Source organism: Pseudomonas sp. UME65 (assembly GCF_014170225.1).
GTDB lineage: Bacteria > Pseudomonadota > Gammaproteobacteria > Pseudomonadales > Pseudomonadaceae > Aquipseudomonas > Aquipseudomonas protegens.
In genome coordinates, this window is record NZ_LZZQ01000013.1 from 744,661 (window position 1) to 760,760 (window position 16,100).

Sequence of the window (16,100 nt, forward strand, 5' to 3'; positions counted from 1 at the left end):
ATACGTGAGCGAAACAGCCTTGCCTAAAGATGAAGCCCAGCCGGTGCCCGAGACACCTGCTGAACCCACGAAACCAACCGTTGAGCGTCGTGGCAACGGGTTGGCAATTCTGGCCCTGCTGCTGGGGGCGGCGGGCGTCGCCGTTGGTGGCTGGGGGATCTGGCAGGTGCGCCACCTGCAAGCCAATAACCAGCAGCAGTTCAGTCAGTTGCAGGCCCTGGGGGATCAGGCCCAGAGTCTCAAGCTCAGCGAACAGCGCTTGAGCGAACGCCTGGAACAACTGCCCGCGGCCGATGAGCTGGAAGACCGGCGGCGTCTGGTGGCCCAGTTGCAGGGTGACCAGCAGCGCCTGAACCAGCGCCTGGAAACCGTACTGGGCGCCAGCCGCAAGGACTGGCGCCTGGCAGAAGCCGAGCACCTGTTGCGCCTGGCCAGCCTGCGTCTTTCGGCGCTGCAGGACATCAGCAGCGCTAGGGCCCTGGTCCAGGGCGCCGACGATATCCTGCGGGAACAGAACGACCCGGGAGCCTTCGCAGCCCGCGAGCAGTTGGCCAAGAGCCTGGCGGCCCTGCGCAGCACCGAGCAGCCGGACCGCACCGGGCTGTTCCTGCAACTGGGGGCCTTGCGTGACCAGGTGCTGGAACTGAGCGCCGTGGCTCCGGAGTACAAGGACCGCGGTGAATCGCTGCTCGGCCTGACAGCCGATGGTGACGGCGCCAGCCGCTGGGCCCAGTGGTGGGATCAGATCTCGCGCTATTTCCGCATCGACTTCAACGCCGACAAGAACATCCGTCCCTTGCTGGCCGGTCAGGGCCTGACCCAAGTGCGCCTGGCCCTGAGCCTGGCGCTGGAGCAGGCGCAGTGGGCTGCCCTGAACGGCCAGGCCGCGGTCTATACCCAGGCGTTGACCGAAGCCCGCGACGTGCTCACCGGCAACTTCAATCAGGACAACCCGCAAAGCAAGATCATGCTCGAGCGCCTGGCCGAGCTGAGCAAGCAGCCGGTGACGGTCGTCACCCCGGACCTGGCCAAGACCTTGAGTACGGTCCAGGCCTACCTGGAGCGGCGTAACCTGAATGTCGAAGAGTCGGTCAAGCCTCTGGCCAAACCTGCGGCGAACAACGCCCAGGAGACGAGCCCATGAAGCGTACCTATGTGATCGTCCTGCTGGTCATTGCGGCCATCGGCCTGCTGGGTCTGGCCATTGCCGAGCATCCCGGGTACGTACTGATCGCCTACAGCAACTTCCGTTACGAATCGAGCCTGTGGGCAACCCTGGCCCTGGTGGCGCTGGTCTGGCTGGTGGTCTGGGGCATCAAGCTGCTGATCGAGCTGGTGATGGTGTCCGGTGGTGTGGTCAATCCCTGGTCACGGCGCAATCGCAGCCGCCGGGTGCAGATCGCCATCGAGCAGGGTCAGATGGACCTCGCCGAAGGGCGCTGGGCCAGCGCGCAGAAGCACCTGCAGCGTGCCGCCGAAGCCGAGCGCCAGCCGCTGCTCTACTACCTCGGCGCTGCCCGGGCGGCCAACGAACAGGGCCACTATGAAGAATGCGACCGGTTGCTGGAGCGGGCGCTGACCCGCCAGCCCCAGGCAGAGCTGGCCGTGGCCCTGAGCCACGCCCAACTGCAGACGGATCGCGGCGATACCGAGGGAGCCCTGAGCACCCTGCAGGCCATGCATGAGCGCCATCCCCATAGTGTCCAGGTGCTGCGCCAGTTGCAGCGCCTGCATCAGCAGCGTGGCGAGTGGTCGGCCCTGATCCGTCTGTTGCCCGAGTTGCGCAAGGACAAGGCGCTGCCGGCCAGCGAACTGCAGGAACTGGAGCGTCGGGCCTGGGGTGAAAACCTGTCCCTGGCCGCGCGTCGTGAAGAGGATGAGGTGGCCGGCCTGCAATCTCTCAATCGTGCCTGGCAACAGTTGACCTCGGCACAGCGCCAGGAGCCGCAGTTGGTGCTGGCCTATGCCGAACAACTGCGTCAACTGGGCGCGGGGGCCGAGGCGGAAGAGGCCCTGCGCACGGCAATTAAACGCAAGTACGAAAGCCACCTGGCACGGCTCTATGGCCTGGTGCGTGGCAGCGATCCGTCGCGCCAGTTGCAGACTGCCGAGCACTGGCTGAAAGAGCATGCGGACGATCCGAGCCTGCTGCTGACCCTGGGCCGCCTGTGCCTGCAGAACAGCTTGTGGGGCAAGGCCCGGGACTATCTGGAAAGCAGCCTGCGCTTGCAACGCAACCCCGAAGCCTGTGCGGAGCTGGCGCGCCTGTTGGCACAGCTGGGGGATACCGAGCGCAGTAACCAACTGTTCCAGGAAGGTCTGGGCATGCTCGATGAGCGCCTACTGGCCTCACCGCTGCCGGTCCCGGTGCGGGCCTGAGGTGTCCCGGGGCCGGTTGCCTGTTTCAGGCAACCGGCCCTTTTGCTGCTGTACCTGCGGCGCTGTTGTCGATCGGTTGCGACATAGCGCTTCTTGAAAGCAGCGAGCGCTTTCTCTACCGTGGCTGCCTGTTTCTCCCGTTACGGATATCTCATGTCGCTGGCCGGCTCCCGCTTGCTGTTCTCCCTGGTGTTCCTGGTGGGGGCCTTGGCCTCGTGGGCGGCGTTCAACCTGCAAACGGGTGGCGGCCTCGAGTCCTGTTCGCTGTGGGGCGTGCAGCGCCTGCTGTTGCTGGCATTGGGTGGGGTCAATCTGCTGGCCGTGATCCAGGGGCCAGGGCGCGTGGGGCGGGCGGTCTACTGGGGGCTCAACCTGCTGTTGGGCCTGCTGGGGGTGGTCACCGCGGGACGCCATGTGCTGTTGCAGAACATTCCTTCCGAACAGTTGCTGGCCTGCCTGCCGGACATGTCCTTCATGCTCCGCCAGCTGTCCTGGTGGCAGGCGTTGAAGCTGACTTTCATGGGCACCTCCGATTGCGCTGAGGTCACCTGGACCCTGCTGGACATGAGCTTGCCGGAGTGGAGCCTGCTGTTTTTCGTGATCATGCTGATCTTTAGCGGCTACCGCCTGTGGCGTCAGCTACGGGGCGTGCGCAAGGCCGTGGCGTTGCCCTGAGTCAGTGTTTGGCAGGAGGGCGGGGATTAAACGCTTGTATGAACTTTATCTCCTGCGTACCTTGATGCTGTAGTCGAGCGGGCATAATCTGGCCCGCACCTGTCACTGGAATTATGTTGCTCGATGCTGTTGTGCCTGACCGGATCCAGAGTCTCCAGAAAGGAGCGGCGGGCAAGCGGCATGACCCATAAGGGAAGAGAGATCACCATGCTCGAAAGTTGTCAGAATGCTCAGGAACGCTGGGGTGGAGTGCATCTGCTGATCGACCGCTGGTTGCAGGAGCGTCACGAACTGGTTCGAGCCTATGATGCGCTGGGCGCGGAGCCCGAGGCACTGAGTGAGAGCAAGAAGCCGCTGCAGGAGTTCTGCGGGATCCTGGTGGACTACGTTTCCGCCGGCCATTTTGAAATCTACGAACAGCTGACCAGCGAAGCCAAGGCGTTTGGCGACAAGCGCGGGCTGGAGTTGGCCGACACCCTCTACCCACGCATCGACGTGATCACCGAAAAGCTCCTGGCGTTCAATGACCTGTGCGACGCCGGCCAGTGCGTGGCGCAGAAGTTCAAGGAACTCGGTGGCCTGCTGCATGAACGCTTCGAGCTGGAAGACTGCCTGATCGAAGTGCTGCACAACGCCCACAAGCAGGAAGCTGTGGCTCAGGCCTGAGCACAGGAACCTACCAGGAAAAACGGCACGCCTCGGCGTGCCGTTTTTCGTTGTGGTGCTTCAGCCAGCGACACCGAGCAATTCGATGTCGAACACCAGTGGGGTGTAGGGCGCGATCAGGTCCCCGGCGCCTTCGGTGCCATAGGCCTGGTTCGACGGGATTACCAGGCGCCACCGGGCTCCAGTGGGCATCTGCGACAGTGCGCTACGCCAGCCGGCGATCACGCTGTCGAGGCGGAACCATTGCGGCTGCTGGGTCTGATCGAACACGGTGCCGTCTGGCAGGCGCCCGGTGTAGCGCACCTGGACCGAGCCGTTGGGGCTGGCCTTGTTGCCGCTGCCAGGGCTCAACTCGGTCAGCAGGATGCCGTCTGCCAGTTGGCGGACCCCGGGCTTGGCCTTTTCTTCATCGAGAAAGCGCTGTTCGTTTTTCAGCGCGATCTCTGTCTGAGACTTGGCCGACTGTTCGCTGATCTGTGCGTCGTGCTCGGCAAGGATCTGTTCGATGCGTTCGCTTTTCAGCGCCAGAGGCTTGCCTTGATAGGCGGCCCTCAAGCCTTCGACCAGGGCCTGGATCTGCAGGTCGGGCACCTCATCGCGCAGGCGCTCACCGAGGCTTGCCCCCAGGCTGTAGGCAAGATCGTGAGCGTTGTTGGATGGTGCTTCGGCAGCCGCCTGAGCCAGTGGCAAGAACAGGCTCAAGGATAAAAACAGGTAACGCGACATGGGCACTCTCCGGCCTGAGTTGCGGTGGATTATGCCAGCGACAAAGCGCTCGTTGGTGAGCAACTTCGATGGGGGCGAAGAACATTTTCGTTCGGCTGCAACGCCAGGCTTTCGATACTGTCAACATGCCCTAGCGGCGGTAGCAGCAGAGGTCTAGTATGAGCCGCAACTCACGTCAGCCAGGAGGTAAACCATGTCGGCCAATAAGAAGCCTGTAAATACTCCGTTGCATTTGCTCCAACAGCTGTCGGGCAGCTTGCTCGAACATTTGGAAAACGCTTGTTCCCAAGCCTTGGCTGATGCTGAAAAACTGCTCGCCAAGCTGGAAAAACAACGGGGCAAGGCGCAGGAAAAACTGCACAAATCGCGCACCAAACTGCAGGACGCTGCGGCGGCCGGCAAGGCCAAGGCACAAGCCAAGGCGAAGACCGCGGTCAAGGAACTCGAAGACTTGCTGGACGCCCTGAAAGAGCGTCAGGCACAAACCCGCAGCTACATTCTGCAACTCAAGCGCGATGCCCAGGAGAGCCTGAAACTGGCTCAAGGCGTGGGTCGTGTGAAGGAAGCGGTAGGCAAGGCATTGAGCTCTCGTGATGCCAAGCCGGCAGCGGTAGCAGCTAAAAAACCAGCGGCCAAGCCTGCTGCCAAGGCACCGGCCAAACCTGTTGCCAAGCCGGCGGCGAAAAAACCTGTTGCTGCCAGTGCAGCCAAGCCCGCCGCGGCCAAAACCGCAGCCGCCAAGCCTGCTGCCAAACCAGCGACCAAGCCTGTTGCCGGCAAAGCGGCGGCTGCCAAACCGGTAGCTGCCAAGCCTGCGACCAAAGCCGCTGCGGCCAAGCCAGCTGCTAAACCTGCCGCTAAGCCCGTAGCCGCCAAGCCAGCAGCGAAACCTGCTGCCACCAAGACCGCTGCGGCTAAACCGGCTGCCGCCAAACCGGCCGCTAAACCAGCAGCGAAACCCGCCGCTACAAAAGCTCCGGCCAAACCCGCGAGCAAACCTGCAGCTGCCAAGCCAGCCGCGGCATCGGCGGCCAAGCCTGCCGCCAAGCCTGCTGCCGCCAAACCCGCAGCAAAACCCGCTGCCAAGCCGGCCGCGAAAAAGCCTGCTGCCAAGCCCGCAGCCGCCAAGCCTGCTGTAGCCAAGCCAACTGCTCCAGTTGCCAAACCTGCAGCTCCCGCGCCCGCAGCGGCCAAGCCTGCAACTCCTGCTCCGGCTGCCTCGCCGGCACCAGCTGCAAGTGCACCCGCTGTTCCTGCGTCGGCTCCAGCCAGCAACCCTTCCAGCGCTTCCTAAGCGCCGGCCACCGCGATGCGCAGTACCTGCAGCGCATTGCGGTTCCGGACGGCGGCTTCGGCCGCCAGTCCTTCCAGCCAGTCATTCAGGCTCCGGGCCTGAGCTTCGGGCCACTTTCGTGCCCCTTCCTGCAGACGCAGCAGCAACTGCCGTTCGGCATCCAGTTCCAGGGCCTTGAGTTGTTCGCGCAAGGTGCTCAGTTGCACGTCGCTGGCCGCGGCGGCTCGCCACTCAATCCGCAGTTTGCGCAGGGGTTCGACCACCTCCTGATACCAGGGCGCAGCCAACTCTTCGAGCGCTTGCAGGCGCTGCTTATCGCAGTCGACCCCCCTTTGGCCAAGCCAGGCGCCACAGAGCAACAGACAGACATTGGCCCCGCCATCCTGCAGTTGCAGGCAGGCCTCCTGCACACCGGGCAGGGCGTAGGTCTTCAGGGCAAAGCTCCACAGGTCAGGGGACATATTGCTACTCGCGCCAGTTGCTAACGAAGCTGGTAGACTCCGCCGCCATTATGATTCGACTTCAGAACCTGACTTTACAGCGTGGCCCGCAACGTCTGCTAGAAGACGCCGAGCTAACCCTGCACGCCGGCCAGAAAGCCGGCCTGATCGGTGCCAACGGCGCCGGCAAATCCAGCCTCTTTGCCTTGCTGCGCGGTGAGCTGCACCCGGACTCGGGTGACTGCTTCCTGCCGGCCGACTGGCGCATCGCCCACATGCGCCAGGAGGTCGATACCCTCGAGCGCCTGGCGGTGGACTATGTGCTCGACGGCGACTTGCGCCTGCGCCAGGTGCAGCGTGACCTGGCCGCTGCAGAAGCGGCCCAGGACGGCGCCGCGCAAGCGCGCTTGCATGCCGAGCTGGACAGCGCCGACGGTTACACCGCCGATGCGCGGGCGCGCAAGCTGCTGGCTGGCCTGGGTTTCACCAACGAGCAGATGGACCGTCAGGTCGGCGACTTCTCCGGGGGCTGGCGGATGCGCCTGAACCTGGCGCAGGCGCTGATGTGTCCCTCGGACCTGCTGCTGCTCGACGAACCTACCAACCACCTGGATCTCGACGCCATCATCTGGCTCGAAGAGTGGCTCAAGGGTTACCCCGGCACCTTGCTCCTGATCTCCCACGACCGGGACTTCCTCGATGCCGTGGTCGATCACGTGGCCCACGTCGACCAGCGCAAGATCACCCTCTATCGCGGTGGCTACAGCGCCTTCGAACGCGCCCGTGCCGAGCGTCTGGCCCAGCAGCAGCAAGCCTACGAGAAGCAGCAGGCGCAGCGCGCGCACATGGAAAGCTACATCGCCCGCTTCAAGGCCCAGGCCACCAAGGCCCGGCAGGCACAGAGCCGGATCAAGGCCCTGGAACGCATGGAGGAGCTGTCGGCGGCCCACGTCGATTCGCCCTTCGATTTCACCTTCCGTGAGTCGACGAAGATCTCCAGCCCGCTGATCGACCTCTCCGATGCCCGCCTGGGCTATGGCGAGCGTGCGGTCCTGGAGAAGGTCAAGCTGCAGCTGACTCCGGGCGCGCGGATCGGCCTGCTGGGGCCCAACGGCGCCGGCAAGTCGACCCTGATCAAGAACCTCTCCGGCGAACTCCAGCCGCTGTCCGGGCGCCTGACCCGGGGCGAGAACACCGTTGTCGGTTACTTCGCCCAGCATCAGCTCGATTCCCTGGACTCCAAGGCCAGCCCCTTGCTGCATCTGCAGCGCCTGGCGCCCACCGAGCGCGAGCAGACCCTGCGCGACTTCCTCGGCGGCTTCGACTTCCGCGGCGCACGGATCGACGAGCCGGTGCTGAACTTCTCCGGCGGTGAAAAAGCCCGTTTGGCCTTGGCTCTGATTGCCTGGGAGCGGCCCAACCTGCTGCTGCTCGACGAACCCACCAACCACCTGGACCTGGAGATGCGCCTGGCCCTGACCATGGCCCTGCAAGAGTTCAGTGGTGCGGTGCTGGTGGTCTCCCACGATCGCCATCTGCTCAAGAGCACCACCGACAACTTCTTCCTGGTGGCCGACGGCAAGGTCGAAGAGTTCGACGGCGACCTGGACGACTACACCCGTTGGCTGGTGGATTACCGCCAGCGCAATGCCCCGGTCAGCAACACGCCGGTGAACCCGGACAAGACCGACAAGAAGGCCCAGCGCCAGGCCGCCGCGGCGTTGCGTCAGCAACTGGCACCGCACAAGCGCGAGGCCGACAAGCTGGAAGCCGAGTTGGGCAAGGTGCATGAGCGCCTGGCCAAGATCGAGGCCAGCCTGGGCGACAGCGGTTTGTACGAGGCTGCGCGCAAGGATGAGTTGCGGGATCTGCTGGCCGAGCAGGCCAAGCTCAAGACCCGTGAGTCCGAGCTGGAAGAAGCCTGGATGGAGGCCCTGGAACTGCTGGAAAGCATGCAGGCCGAGCTGGAGGCGCTGTCCTGATGGAGGCGCTGCAATTACCGTTGCCGGCCCAGTGGATCGGCCCGTTGTGGATTGGCGTGCAGATCCTGCTGATCCTCCTGGCGGGCTACCTGGCCCAGCGCTTCGTGGCTCGTGGCCTGACCCGCCTGGGCGAGCGCTACCCGTTCCCGCCGCAGTTGCTGATGCCCCTGCGGGGCGGCCTGCGCTGGCTGATCATGGGCAGCGCGGTGATCTTCGTGCTGGAGCGCCTGGGGGTTTCCGCCACGGTGCTGTGGACCGCCCTTTCAGGCTTCGTCGCCGTGGCGGCGGTGGCCTTCTTCGCCATGTGGAGCGTGCTCTCCAACCTGCTCTGCGCGATCCTGATCTTCACGGTTGGCCCGTTCCGCCTGGGTGACGTGGTGGAGCTGGTGGACACCGTCGACAAGCCTGGGGTCAAGGGCCGGGTCGTGGCGATCAACCTGCTGTACACCACCCTGATCGAAGCCGAGGAAGCCGGCACCGGCAGCGCCATGGTCCAGGTGCCCAACAGCCTGTTCTTCCAGCGCTCGGTGCGCCGCTGGCGTGGCACTGATGTGCTGCCGGTGGGCAGCGGCGAGAAGTAACCCCTTCCTCTGTAGCCGCTGCATCACCTTTGGGCGAAAAAAATATGGTCAGCCGCCAAGCGGAGGATTAGCTTAGGCAGTCACGACCAATTCGATCCGAGGTGTGCGATGGTGCTTGAGACATGGCTGGCGTTCTTTGCCGCCAGTTGGGTAATCAGTCTTTCCCCGGGCGCCGGCGCCATTGCGTCGATGTCCTGCGGCCTGCAATACGGTTTCTGGCGCGGCTACTGGAACGCCCTGGGGCTGCAACTGGGCCTGGCCATGCAGATTGCCATTGTCGCGGCCGGTGTTGGGGCCATTCTCGCGGCCTCTGCCACGGCCTTCTATGCCATCAAGTGGTTCGGTGTCGCCTACCTGGTGTACCTGGCGGTCAAGCAGTGGCGCGCGCTGCCCAGCGACCTCAGTGATGACGCCGCCATTCGCCCCATCGGCAAGCCCCTGGCCCTGGTGTTTCGCGGTTTCCTGGTAAACATCAGCAACCCCAAGGCGCTGGTGTTCATGCTGGCGGTGTTGCCGCAGTTCATCGATCCCCATGCCCCCCTGGTCAAGCAGTACCTGATTCTCGGCGCCACCATGATCGTGGTCGACCTGATCGTCATGGCCGGCTATACGGGGCTGGCGTCCAAGGTCCTGCGCCTGTTGCGCACCCCGGTCCAGCAGCGGCGGATGAACCGCACCTTCGCCGGCCTGTTCCTCGGCGCTGCGGGTTTTCTGGCAACTATCCGCAAAGCGGCGGCCTAGGTTTGCAGGAACAAGAAAAGGCGACCCACCGGGTCGCCTTTTTCGTTTGCGTGCGGTTTAGCGCAGGATCACTGGCGCCGTGTCCGGCGGCTGGTTGTTGCGCATCGGCGCTTGGCGCGGTTGCTCGCAGCTGTCACGACCCAACTGCCGGGTGACGTCTTCGCCCAGGGGCTTGGACACTTTGCGCACGCAGGGGAGCGGGTGCTAGCTGGGCGTGAGGCTGGTGGCCTGTGAGCGAAGATGTTTCAGCGGGGCTGATAAGCCTTGAGTGAAACTCGTTGGGAGGGAACAATATGTTACTTCTTATTTCCCTTTGAGATTTATTCATGATTGCCCCTTCCCGTTTACTGGCGTTGCTAGTGTTGCCGGTGCTGGCGCTTTTCAGCTTCAACCTGCTGGCCGATACCGTCGACGGCGCGCCCAAGGCCCTGCATCTGCTGGATTACATTGGCGCGGACTATCCCGCCACGGTCGAGGGGGGCAAGGTCATTGACGAGTCCGAGTACCGTGAGCAGGTGGAGTTTCTCGGCGTCCTGCAGGGGTTGATCGCCGATCTGCCGGCCAAACCGGAAAAGGCTGAACTGGAGCAAGGCGTTGTCAGCCTGCGCAAAGCGGTGGATGACCGCGTCGATGGCAATCAGGTAGCTCGCCAGGCGCGGCAGATGGGGGCTCGGCTGGCGGTAGCCTATGAGGTCAGCCAGGCGCCGATCATCACCCCGGATCCGACCCGTGGCGCGCCGTTGTACGCCCAGCACTGCTCGGTGTGCCATGGCGAGCAGGGCGCCGGCGATGGTCCGGCGGGCGTGGGCATGACCCCACCACCGGCCAACCTGCGGGATGCCGAACGTCTCGACCGTCTGAGCCTGTATGCCATCTACAACACCCTGGGGTTGGGCGTGGAAGGCACCGACATGCCGTCCTTCGCTGATCAACTGGATGATCGCCAGCGTTGGGACCTGGCCACCTACATCGCCAGTTTCAGCGCCGACCCCGCGGCCGCCAAGGGCGAGCAGAGCTTCAATCTGGCCGACCTGGCCCGGCAGACTCCGGGTGAAGTACTGGCCGCCCAGGGCCCGCAGGCAGCCGCGACTTTCCGTGCCCAGCGGGCCCAGCCGCCTCAGGTCAAGCGGGGGCCGGCGCAGTTGCTGGACTACACCGCATCGACCCTGGACAAGAGCCTGGCGGCCTATCGCAGCGGTGATCACGAACAGGCCTACGATCTGTCGGTAGCGGCGTACCTGGAAGGTTTCGAGCTGGTAGAAAGCTCCCTGGACAACGTCGATGCCAACGTCCGCAAAGACACCGAAAAGGCCCTGATGGCCTACCGGCAGTCGTTGCAGGACGGTTTGCCGGTGGCCCAGGCCGAACAGCGTCTGGACGCGGCCAAGGCCAAGCTCAAGGAGTCCGCCGAGCTTCTGGGCGGCGACAGCCTGAGCTGGTCTCTGAGTTTTATTTCCGGCCTGCTGATCCTGCTGCGCGAAGGCCTGGAAGCGATCCTGGTGCTGGCGGCCATCCTCGCCTTCCTGCGTAACACAGGCCAGCAATCGGCGGTGCGCAGTGTCAACGTCGGCTGGGGACTGGCCTTGCTGGCCGGCCTGGGTACCTGGGCCTTGGCGGCCTACGTGATCGATGTCAGCGGTTCCCAGCGTGAACTGCTCGAAGGCGCCACCGCGCTGTTCGCCAGTGTCATGGTGCTGTGGCTCGGGGTGTGGATGCATGACCGCCGGCATGCGGCGGCCTGGCAGGACTACATCAAGAGCAGCCTGGTGGGCGGCGGCGGGCGTTTCGGCTTTGCGGTGCTGGCGTTCTTCTCGGTCTATCGCGAGCTGTTCGAAGTGATCCTGTTCTACGAAACCCTGTGGCTGCAGGCCGGCCCTGCCGGGCACAACGCGGTACTGGCCGGTGGCGCCACCGCCCTGGTGCTGCTGGTGGGGCTGGCCTGGGTGATCCTGCGGGGCTCGGCCAAGCTGCCCCTGGCGCTGTTCTTCGGCATCAACGCGGCACTGCTCTGCGCCTTGTCGGTGGTGTTCGCCGGGCACGGCGTCAAGGCGTTGCAGGAAGCGGGTATCTTCGGTACGCGGCCAGTGCCGTTCTTCGACTTCGACTGGCTGGGTATTCATGCCGACGCCTACTCGCTGGGTGCCCAGGCGGTGGCGATCCTGGCGATCGTGGTGCTCTACAGCCGCAGCCGCATGAGTGAGAAGCGCCGCGTGCAGGCTTCCTGAGCCGGCGTAGTTGATTGCGGGCAAGCCCGCTCCTGAAGGGGCGGCTTGCCCGTTCTGCATTCTGGAGGGAGAACATTCAATGCGTGTCTGGATCGATGCCGATGCCTGCCCCAAGGCGGCCAAGGATCAAGTAGTGCGCTTCGCCCTGAAGCGCCAGTTCGAAGTGGTGCTGGTGGCCGGACAGGCGCAGATCAAGCCGGCCTTCGCCTGCGTCAGGCTGATCGTGGTGCCCAGCGGCCCGGATGCCGCCGACGATTACCTGGTGGAGCACGCAGTGCCCGGTGAACTGGTGATCTGCAGTGACGTGCCGCTGGCCGACCGCCTGGTGAAAAAGGGCGTGGCGGCCCTGGACCCGCGGGGCAAGGAGTTCGACGCACAGAACATGGGCGAGCGGCTGGCGGTGCGCAACCTGTTTACCGACCTGCGTGAACAGGGGCAGGTCAGTGGTGGGCAAGCGCCCTATGGCGACCGGGAAAAACAGGCCTTCGCCAACGCCCTGGACCGCATCCTGACGCGCTTGGCGCGCCAGGCCTGAGGGGCGCTCGCTAGAGGCTCACTTGTCGCCTTCGTGGGTCAGCTCCAGCACCCGGTCCACCAGTTTGTTGATGCCCGAGGCCGCTTCGCTGATGGATTTCGCCAGCATGTAGGCGGGGGTGCTCACCAGTTTGCGCGCCTTGTCTTCGATGATCTCGCCCACTGCGCATTCGGCGTGGGTGGCGCCCATCTTGCCCAGGGCGGCTGCGGTGTCGGCATCGTTGCCGATGGTGCAGGTCACGCCGGGGCCGTAGATCTTCGCGGCCATGGCCGGGGCGATGCACATCAGGCCCACCGGCTTGCCGGCTTCGGCAAAGGCTTCGGCCAGGGCCAGGACGTCGGCCTGGACTGTGCAGGCAGCGCCTTCGGTGGCGAAGCTGGAGAGGTTCTTGGCTGCCCCGAAGCCACCGGGAATGATCAGCGCATCGAAGTCTTCGACGCGGGCTTCGCGCAGGTCCTTGACCTCACCCCGGGCGATGCGCGCCGATTCCACCAGCACGTTGCGGGTCTCGGCCATGGTTTCGCCGGTCAGGTGGTTGAGCACATGCATCTGGGGGATGTTCGGGGCGAAGCACTGCACCTGGGCGCCGCGTTGGTCGAGGCGCAGCAGGGTGATCACGCTTTCGTGGATTTCGGCGCCGTCGAACACGCCGCAACCGGAAAGGATCACTGCAACTTTTTTGCTCATGGGTTTTTCTCCAGATTCATGGCGCTAAATGTCCGCCTGTTTGTCACACCTGGCCATAGGGGGATGGAGTCGTCGGACCTAATCTTGGTTATCGATTTCGATCGGGTCGCGCCATGAACCTCATCCTCTATGCGGTGCCGTTTTTCTTTGTGTTGATTGTTGCTGAATTGTTGGCCGATCGCTGGCGGGGAGTGAATAACTACCGGGTTGCCGATGCGGTCAATAGCATCAGCACCGGCGTGTTGTCCACCACCACGGGCCTGCTGACCAAGGGGCTGGGCCTGGTCACTTATACCTTCGCCCTCCAGCACTGGGGGCTGTTCGAGCTGCCGGCGCACAGCCTCTGGGTGTGGATCGGGGCCTTTGTCCTGTACGACTTCTGCTACTACTGGCTGCATCGCTGCGGTCATGAACGCAATATCCTCTGGGCCGCTCACTCGGTGCATCACCAGAGCGAGGACTACAACCTCTCCACGGCTCTGCGCCAGACCAGCACCGGCTTCCTGTTGAGCTGGATCTTCTACCTGCCCCTGGCGGTACTCGGGGTGCCGCTGGTGGTGTTCGTCACGGTGGCAGCCCTCAATCTGCTGTATCAGTTCTGGGTACATACCCGGCACATCGGCAAGCTGGGCTGGTACGAATGGTTCTTCGTGACCCCCTCCAATCACCGGGCCCATCACGCGCAGAACGCTCTTTATATGGATCGCAACTACGGCGGGGTGTTCATTCTCTGGGACCGGCTGTTCGGCACCTACCAGGAAGAGGACGACAACGAGCCCGTGGTGTTCGGCGTGACGACTCCGCTGGCCAGTTGGAACCCGCTGTGGGCCAATCTGCAGTTCTATGCCCAGCTCTGGAATGATGCCCGGCGCACCGAGCATGTGCGGGACAAGCTGCGGATCTGGTTCATGCGCACCGGCTGGCGCCCGGCGGATGTGCAGGACCGTTATCCCCTGGCCAAGCCGGAGCTGAGCCAGTTTCGCAAATTCGAGGTGGCCCTGGATGTGCGGCGTCAGGTGTACGTGGTGCTGCAGTTCGCGGTGTATGTAGCCCTGGGCAGCTACCTGATGAATGCCCAGAGCAGCCTGTCGGTCCAGGCACTGCTGCTGGGCTGGGGCGCTATGGCCTTGGGGCTGTTCGTACTGGGCGCGGCTCTGGAGGATCGGCCCTGGAGCCTGAAACTGGAAGGGGCGCGGCTGCTGCTGAATCTGCCCCTGGTATGGCTGGCGCCGCTGGTCGGTCTGTGGCCGGCCAGCCCCTTGGCCTGGGTAGCGCTGGGCAGCTACAGCCTGCTGAGTGTCTGCGGGCTGTATGGCTGCGGCTCGCGTGTTACTCGGCTGGCGTCTTAGGTTCCCGGGCGGAGGCCTGTTCGGCTTCGTAGATCTGCTTGGCCAGGCGTGCGTTCTTGAAGCGCCGGCGCAGCCACAGGCCGAAGCCCAGGACCAGCAGGGCGCCCAGCACCCACAGCTCGTACTTCTTGATGCTGCCGAGCATGCCTTCCATGACTGCGCCGAAATGGTAGGCCGCCTGGGCCAGGGCTATGGCCCAGATCGCTGCGCCGATACCGTTGAGCAGCAGGTAGCGGCCCGGCGGATAGCCGGACAGGCCGATGGCCACCGGCATCACGGTGCGCAGCCCGTAGACGAAGCGAAAGCTCAGTACCCAGATATCCGGGTGCTTGCGGATATGCTCCAGCGCCCGGTCACCCATCATTTGCCAGCGCGGTTTGCGCGCCAGCAGCTTGCGGCCATGCTTGCGCCCCAGGAAGTACCACAGCTGGTCACCGGCGTAGCTGCCGAAGAAGGCAACCACCATCACCAGGTTGATATCCATGTATCCGCGGAACGCGAGAAATCCGGCAAGAACCAGAATGGTTTCGCCTTCGAAAAACGTGCCGAGAAAGAGGGCGAAGTAGCCGAAATCCTGAAGAAATTGTTGGAGCATTGTCTGGATGCTGGCGAAATGAACGCGCAGCCTACCCCTTCGACGACGTTCGGGAAAGTATCGAAATGTGTCTCGACGTGAACAATCCGGCCAATGACAATGAGTGTTGCTGCCGGTCAACAGCTTGAGCACAACTGTCATCTGTTCGTCATAATGCCCGCTTATAACTGTCCCGCTCGTCCGCCAGCGCGAGCCCTGGAGTCCGCCGTGAGCTTTACCCCCGCCAACCGTCTGTTTCCAGCCACTCGTCTGCGGCGCAACCGTCGCGATGACTTTTCCCGCCGTCTGGTGCGGGAAAACCGCCTGAGCGTGGATGACCTGATCCTGCCGGTGTTCGTGCTCGAGGGTGAGAATCGCCGCGAAGCGGTGGCTTCGATGCCCGGGGTCGAGCGCCTGACCATCGACCTGCTGCTGGAAGAGGCGGCGAACTGGGTCGAACTGGGAATTCCGGCACTGGCACTGTTTCCGGTGACGCCCGGGGCGCTCAAGTCCCTGGATGCGGCCGAGGCCTGGAACCCCGACGGCATCGCCCAGCGTGCCACCCGCGCCCTGCGCGAACGCTTTCCGGCCCTGGGGGTGATCACCGACGTTGCCCTTGACCCGTTCACTACCCATGGCCAGGACGGCATCCTCGACGAACAGGGTTATGTGCAGAACGACATCACCGTCGACGCCCTGGTGCGCCAGGCCCTGTCCCATGCCGAGGCCGGCGCCCAGGTGGTGGCACCGTCGGACATGATGGACGGGCGGGTCCAGGCGATCCGCGAGGCCCTGGAACTGGCCGGGCATGCCAACGTGCGCATCATGGCTTACTCGGCCAAGTACGCCAGCGCCTACTACGGCCCCTTCCGCGATGCGGTGGGCTCGGCGCTGAACCTGGGCAAGGCCGACAAGGCCTCGTACCAGATGGACCCGGCCAACGGCCAGGAAGCCCTGCATGAAGTGGCGGCGGACCTCGCCGAAGGCGCGGACATGGTCATGGTCAAGCCGGGCATGCCGTACCTGGACATCCTCTGGCGGGTCAAAGATGAATTCAAGGTGCCGACCTTTGTCTATCAGGTCAGCGGCGAATACGCCATGCACATGGCAGCAATCCAGAATGGTTGGTTGGGTGAGGGGGTTATTCTTGAATCCCTGACCGCTTTTAAACGTGCAGGTGCCGATGGCATCCTGACTTACTTTGCCGTTCGTGCTGCTCAATTGTTACGAGAGCAAAAATAGCCCT

General features: G+C 64.0%; 17 protein-coding genes. 12 read left to right on the forward strand and 5 right to left on the reverse strand.

Going from position 1 to position 16,100, the window contains the following annotated elements; genetic code table 11:
- Positions 1–4 precede the first annotated feature (4 nt).
- From A9971_RS18265 to A9971_RS18280, 4 genes are all read left to right on the forward strand, one after another.
- The gene (locus A9971_RS18265) at positions 5–1,144 is read left to right on the forward strand and encodes a uroporphyrinogen-III C-methyltransferase (RefSeq protein WP_011064173.1); all 1,140 of its coding nucleotides are present in this window, start codon (positions 5–7) and stop codon (positions 1,142–1,144) included.
- A complete protein-coding gene (locus A9971_RS18270; RefSeq protein ID WP_053154474.1) occupies positions 1,141–2,379 on the forward strand; it encodes a heme biosynthesis protein HemY in 1,239 nt (412 codons plus the stop codon). Before A9971_RS18265 ends, A9971_RS18270 begins: the two co-directional genes overlap by 4 nt.
- Before the next feature lie 153 nt (positions 2,380–2,532).
- Positions 2,533–3,054 carry a disulfide bond formation protein B gene (locus A9971_RS18275; RefSeq protein WP_015637448.1) on the forward strand — a complete coding sequence of 174 codons (522 nt, stop codon included), beginning with the start codon at positions 2,533–2,535 and terminating at the stop codon, positions 3,052–3,054.
- 207 nt (positions 3,055–3,261) lie between these two features.
- On the forward strand, positions 3,262–3,720 hold the full coding sequence (locus A9971_RS18280; RefSeq protein ID WP_011064170.1) for an Rsd/AlgQ family anti-sigma factor: 459 nt from the start codon (positions 3,262–3,264) through the stop codon (positions 3,718–3,720).
- Positions 3,721–3,780: 60 nt separating this feature from the next.
- Here A9971_RS18280 and A9971_RS18285 read toward each other — a convergent pair whose 3' ends face one another.
- The gene (locus tag A9971_RS18285) at positions 3,781–4,446 is read right to left on the reverse strand and encodes an FKBP-type peptidyl-prolyl cis-trans isomerase (RefSeq protein WP_015637447.1); all 666 of its coding nucleotides are present in this window, start codon (positions 4,444–4,446) and stop codon (positions 3,781–3,783) included.
- Between the two features lie 193 nt (positions 4,447–4,639).
- Between A9971_RS18285 and A9971_RS18290 the strand changes: the two genes are divergently transcribed.
- Complete coding sequence (locus A9971_RS18290) at positions 4,640–5,740, forward strand: AlgP family protein (protein WP_183001215.1); 1,101 nt, start codon at positions 4,640–4,642, stop codon at positions 5,738–5,740.
- On the opposite strand, the gene A9971_RS18295 is transcribed toward A9971_RS18290, so the two are convergent.
- Positions 5,737–6,201 (reverse strand): TIGR02444 family protein, encoded by a 465-nt coding sequence (locus tag A9971_RS18295; RefSeq protein ID WP_011064167.1) that lies wholly within the window; start codon positions 6,199–6,201, stop codon positions 5,737–5,739. The two genes, A9971_RS18290 and A9971_RS18295, sit on opposite strands and share 4 nt — an antisense overlap.
- Before the next feature lie 50 nt (positions 6,202–6,251).
- Here A9971_RS18295 and A9971_RS18300 point away from each other — a divergent pair, with 50 nt between their 5' ends.
- From A9971_RS18300 to A9971_RS18310, 3 genes are all read left to right on the forward strand, one after another.
- Entirely contained in the window at positions 6,252–8,162 is a 1,911-nt protein-coding gene (locus tag A9971_RS18300) for an ATP-binding cassette domain-containing protein (RefSeq protein ID WP_011064166.1), read from the forward strand.
- Positions 8,162–8,743, forward strand: a complete 582-nt coding sequence (locus A9971_RS18305) for a mechanosensitive ion channel family protein (protein WP_011064165.1) — start codon at positions 8,162–8,164, stop codon at positions 8,741–8,743. The genes A9971_RS18300 and A9971_RS18305 overlap by 1 nt, the downstream gene beginning before the upstream one ends.
- A 108-nt stretch (positions 8,744–8,851) precedes the next feature.
- On the forward strand, positions 8,852–9,484 hold the full coding sequence (locus tag A9971_RS18310; RefSeq protein ID WP_011064164.1) for a LysE family transporter: 633 nt from the start codon (positions 8,852–8,854) through the stop codon (positions 9,482–9,484).
- Between the two features lie 57 nt (positions 9,485–9,541).
- On the opposite strand, the gene A9971_RS32780 is transcribed toward A9971_RS18310, so the two are convergent.
- A complete protein-coding gene (locus A9971_RS32780; RefSeq protein WP_375538784.1) occupies positions 9,542–9,664 on the reverse strand; it encodes a hypothetical protein in 123 nt (40 codons plus the stop codon).
- Between the two features lie 146 nt (positions 9,665–9,810).
- Here A9971_RS32780 and A9971_RS18315 point away from each other — a divergent pair, with 146 nt between their 5' ends.
- Positions 9,811–11,709, forward strand: coding sequence for a cytochrome c/FTR1 family iron permease (locus A9971_RS18315; protein ID WP_123472626.1), 1,899 nt, complete (start codon positions 9,811–9,813; stop codon positions 11,707–11,709).
- A gap of 79 nt (positions 11,710–11,788) precedes the next feature.
- On the forward strand, positions 11,789–12,244 hold the full coding sequence (locus tag A9971_RS18320; RefSeq protein WP_015637443.1) for a YaiI/YqxD family protein: 456 nt from the start codon (positions 11,789–11,791) through the stop codon (positions 12,242–12,244).
- An 18-nt stretch (positions 12,245–12,262) separates the two neighbouring features.
- Here the strand turns inward: A9971_RS18320 and elbB are convergent, their stop codons facing one another.
- Positions 12,263–12,931 (reverse strand): isoprenoid biosynthesis glyoxalase ElbB, encoded by a 669-nt coding sequence (gene elbB / locus A9971_RS18325; protein ID WP_015637442.1) that lies wholly within the window; start codon positions 12,929–12,931, stop codon positions 12,263–12,265.
- 113 nt (positions 12,932–13,044) lie between these two features.
- Between elbB and A9971_RS18330 the strand changes: the two genes are divergently transcribed.
- A complete protein-coding gene (locus A9971_RS18330) occupies positions 13,045–14,280 on the forward strand; it encodes a sterol desaturase family protein (RefSeq protein ID WP_053160382.1) in 1,236 nt (411 codons plus the stop codon).
- Here A9971_RS18330 and A9971_RS18335 read toward each other — a convergent pair.
- Positions 14,261–14,875: a DedA family protein gene (locus tag A9971_RS18335; protein ID WP_011064160.1), complete on the reverse strand. Its 615-nt coding sequence runs from the start codon at positions 14,873–14,875 to the stop codon at positions 14,261–14,263. The genes A9971_RS18330 and A9971_RS18335 overlap by 20 nt on opposite strands.
- A gap of 207 nt (positions 14,876–15,082) precedes the next feature.
- Here A9971_RS18335 and hemB point away from each other — a divergent pair, with 207 nt between their 5' ends.
- Complete coding sequence (gene hemB, locus A9971_RS18340) at positions 15,083–16,096, forward strand: porphobilinogen synthase (protein WP_011064159.1); 1,014 nt, start codon at positions 15,083–15,085, stop codon at positions 16,094–16,096.
- Positions 16,097–16,100: the final 4 nt, after the last annotated feature.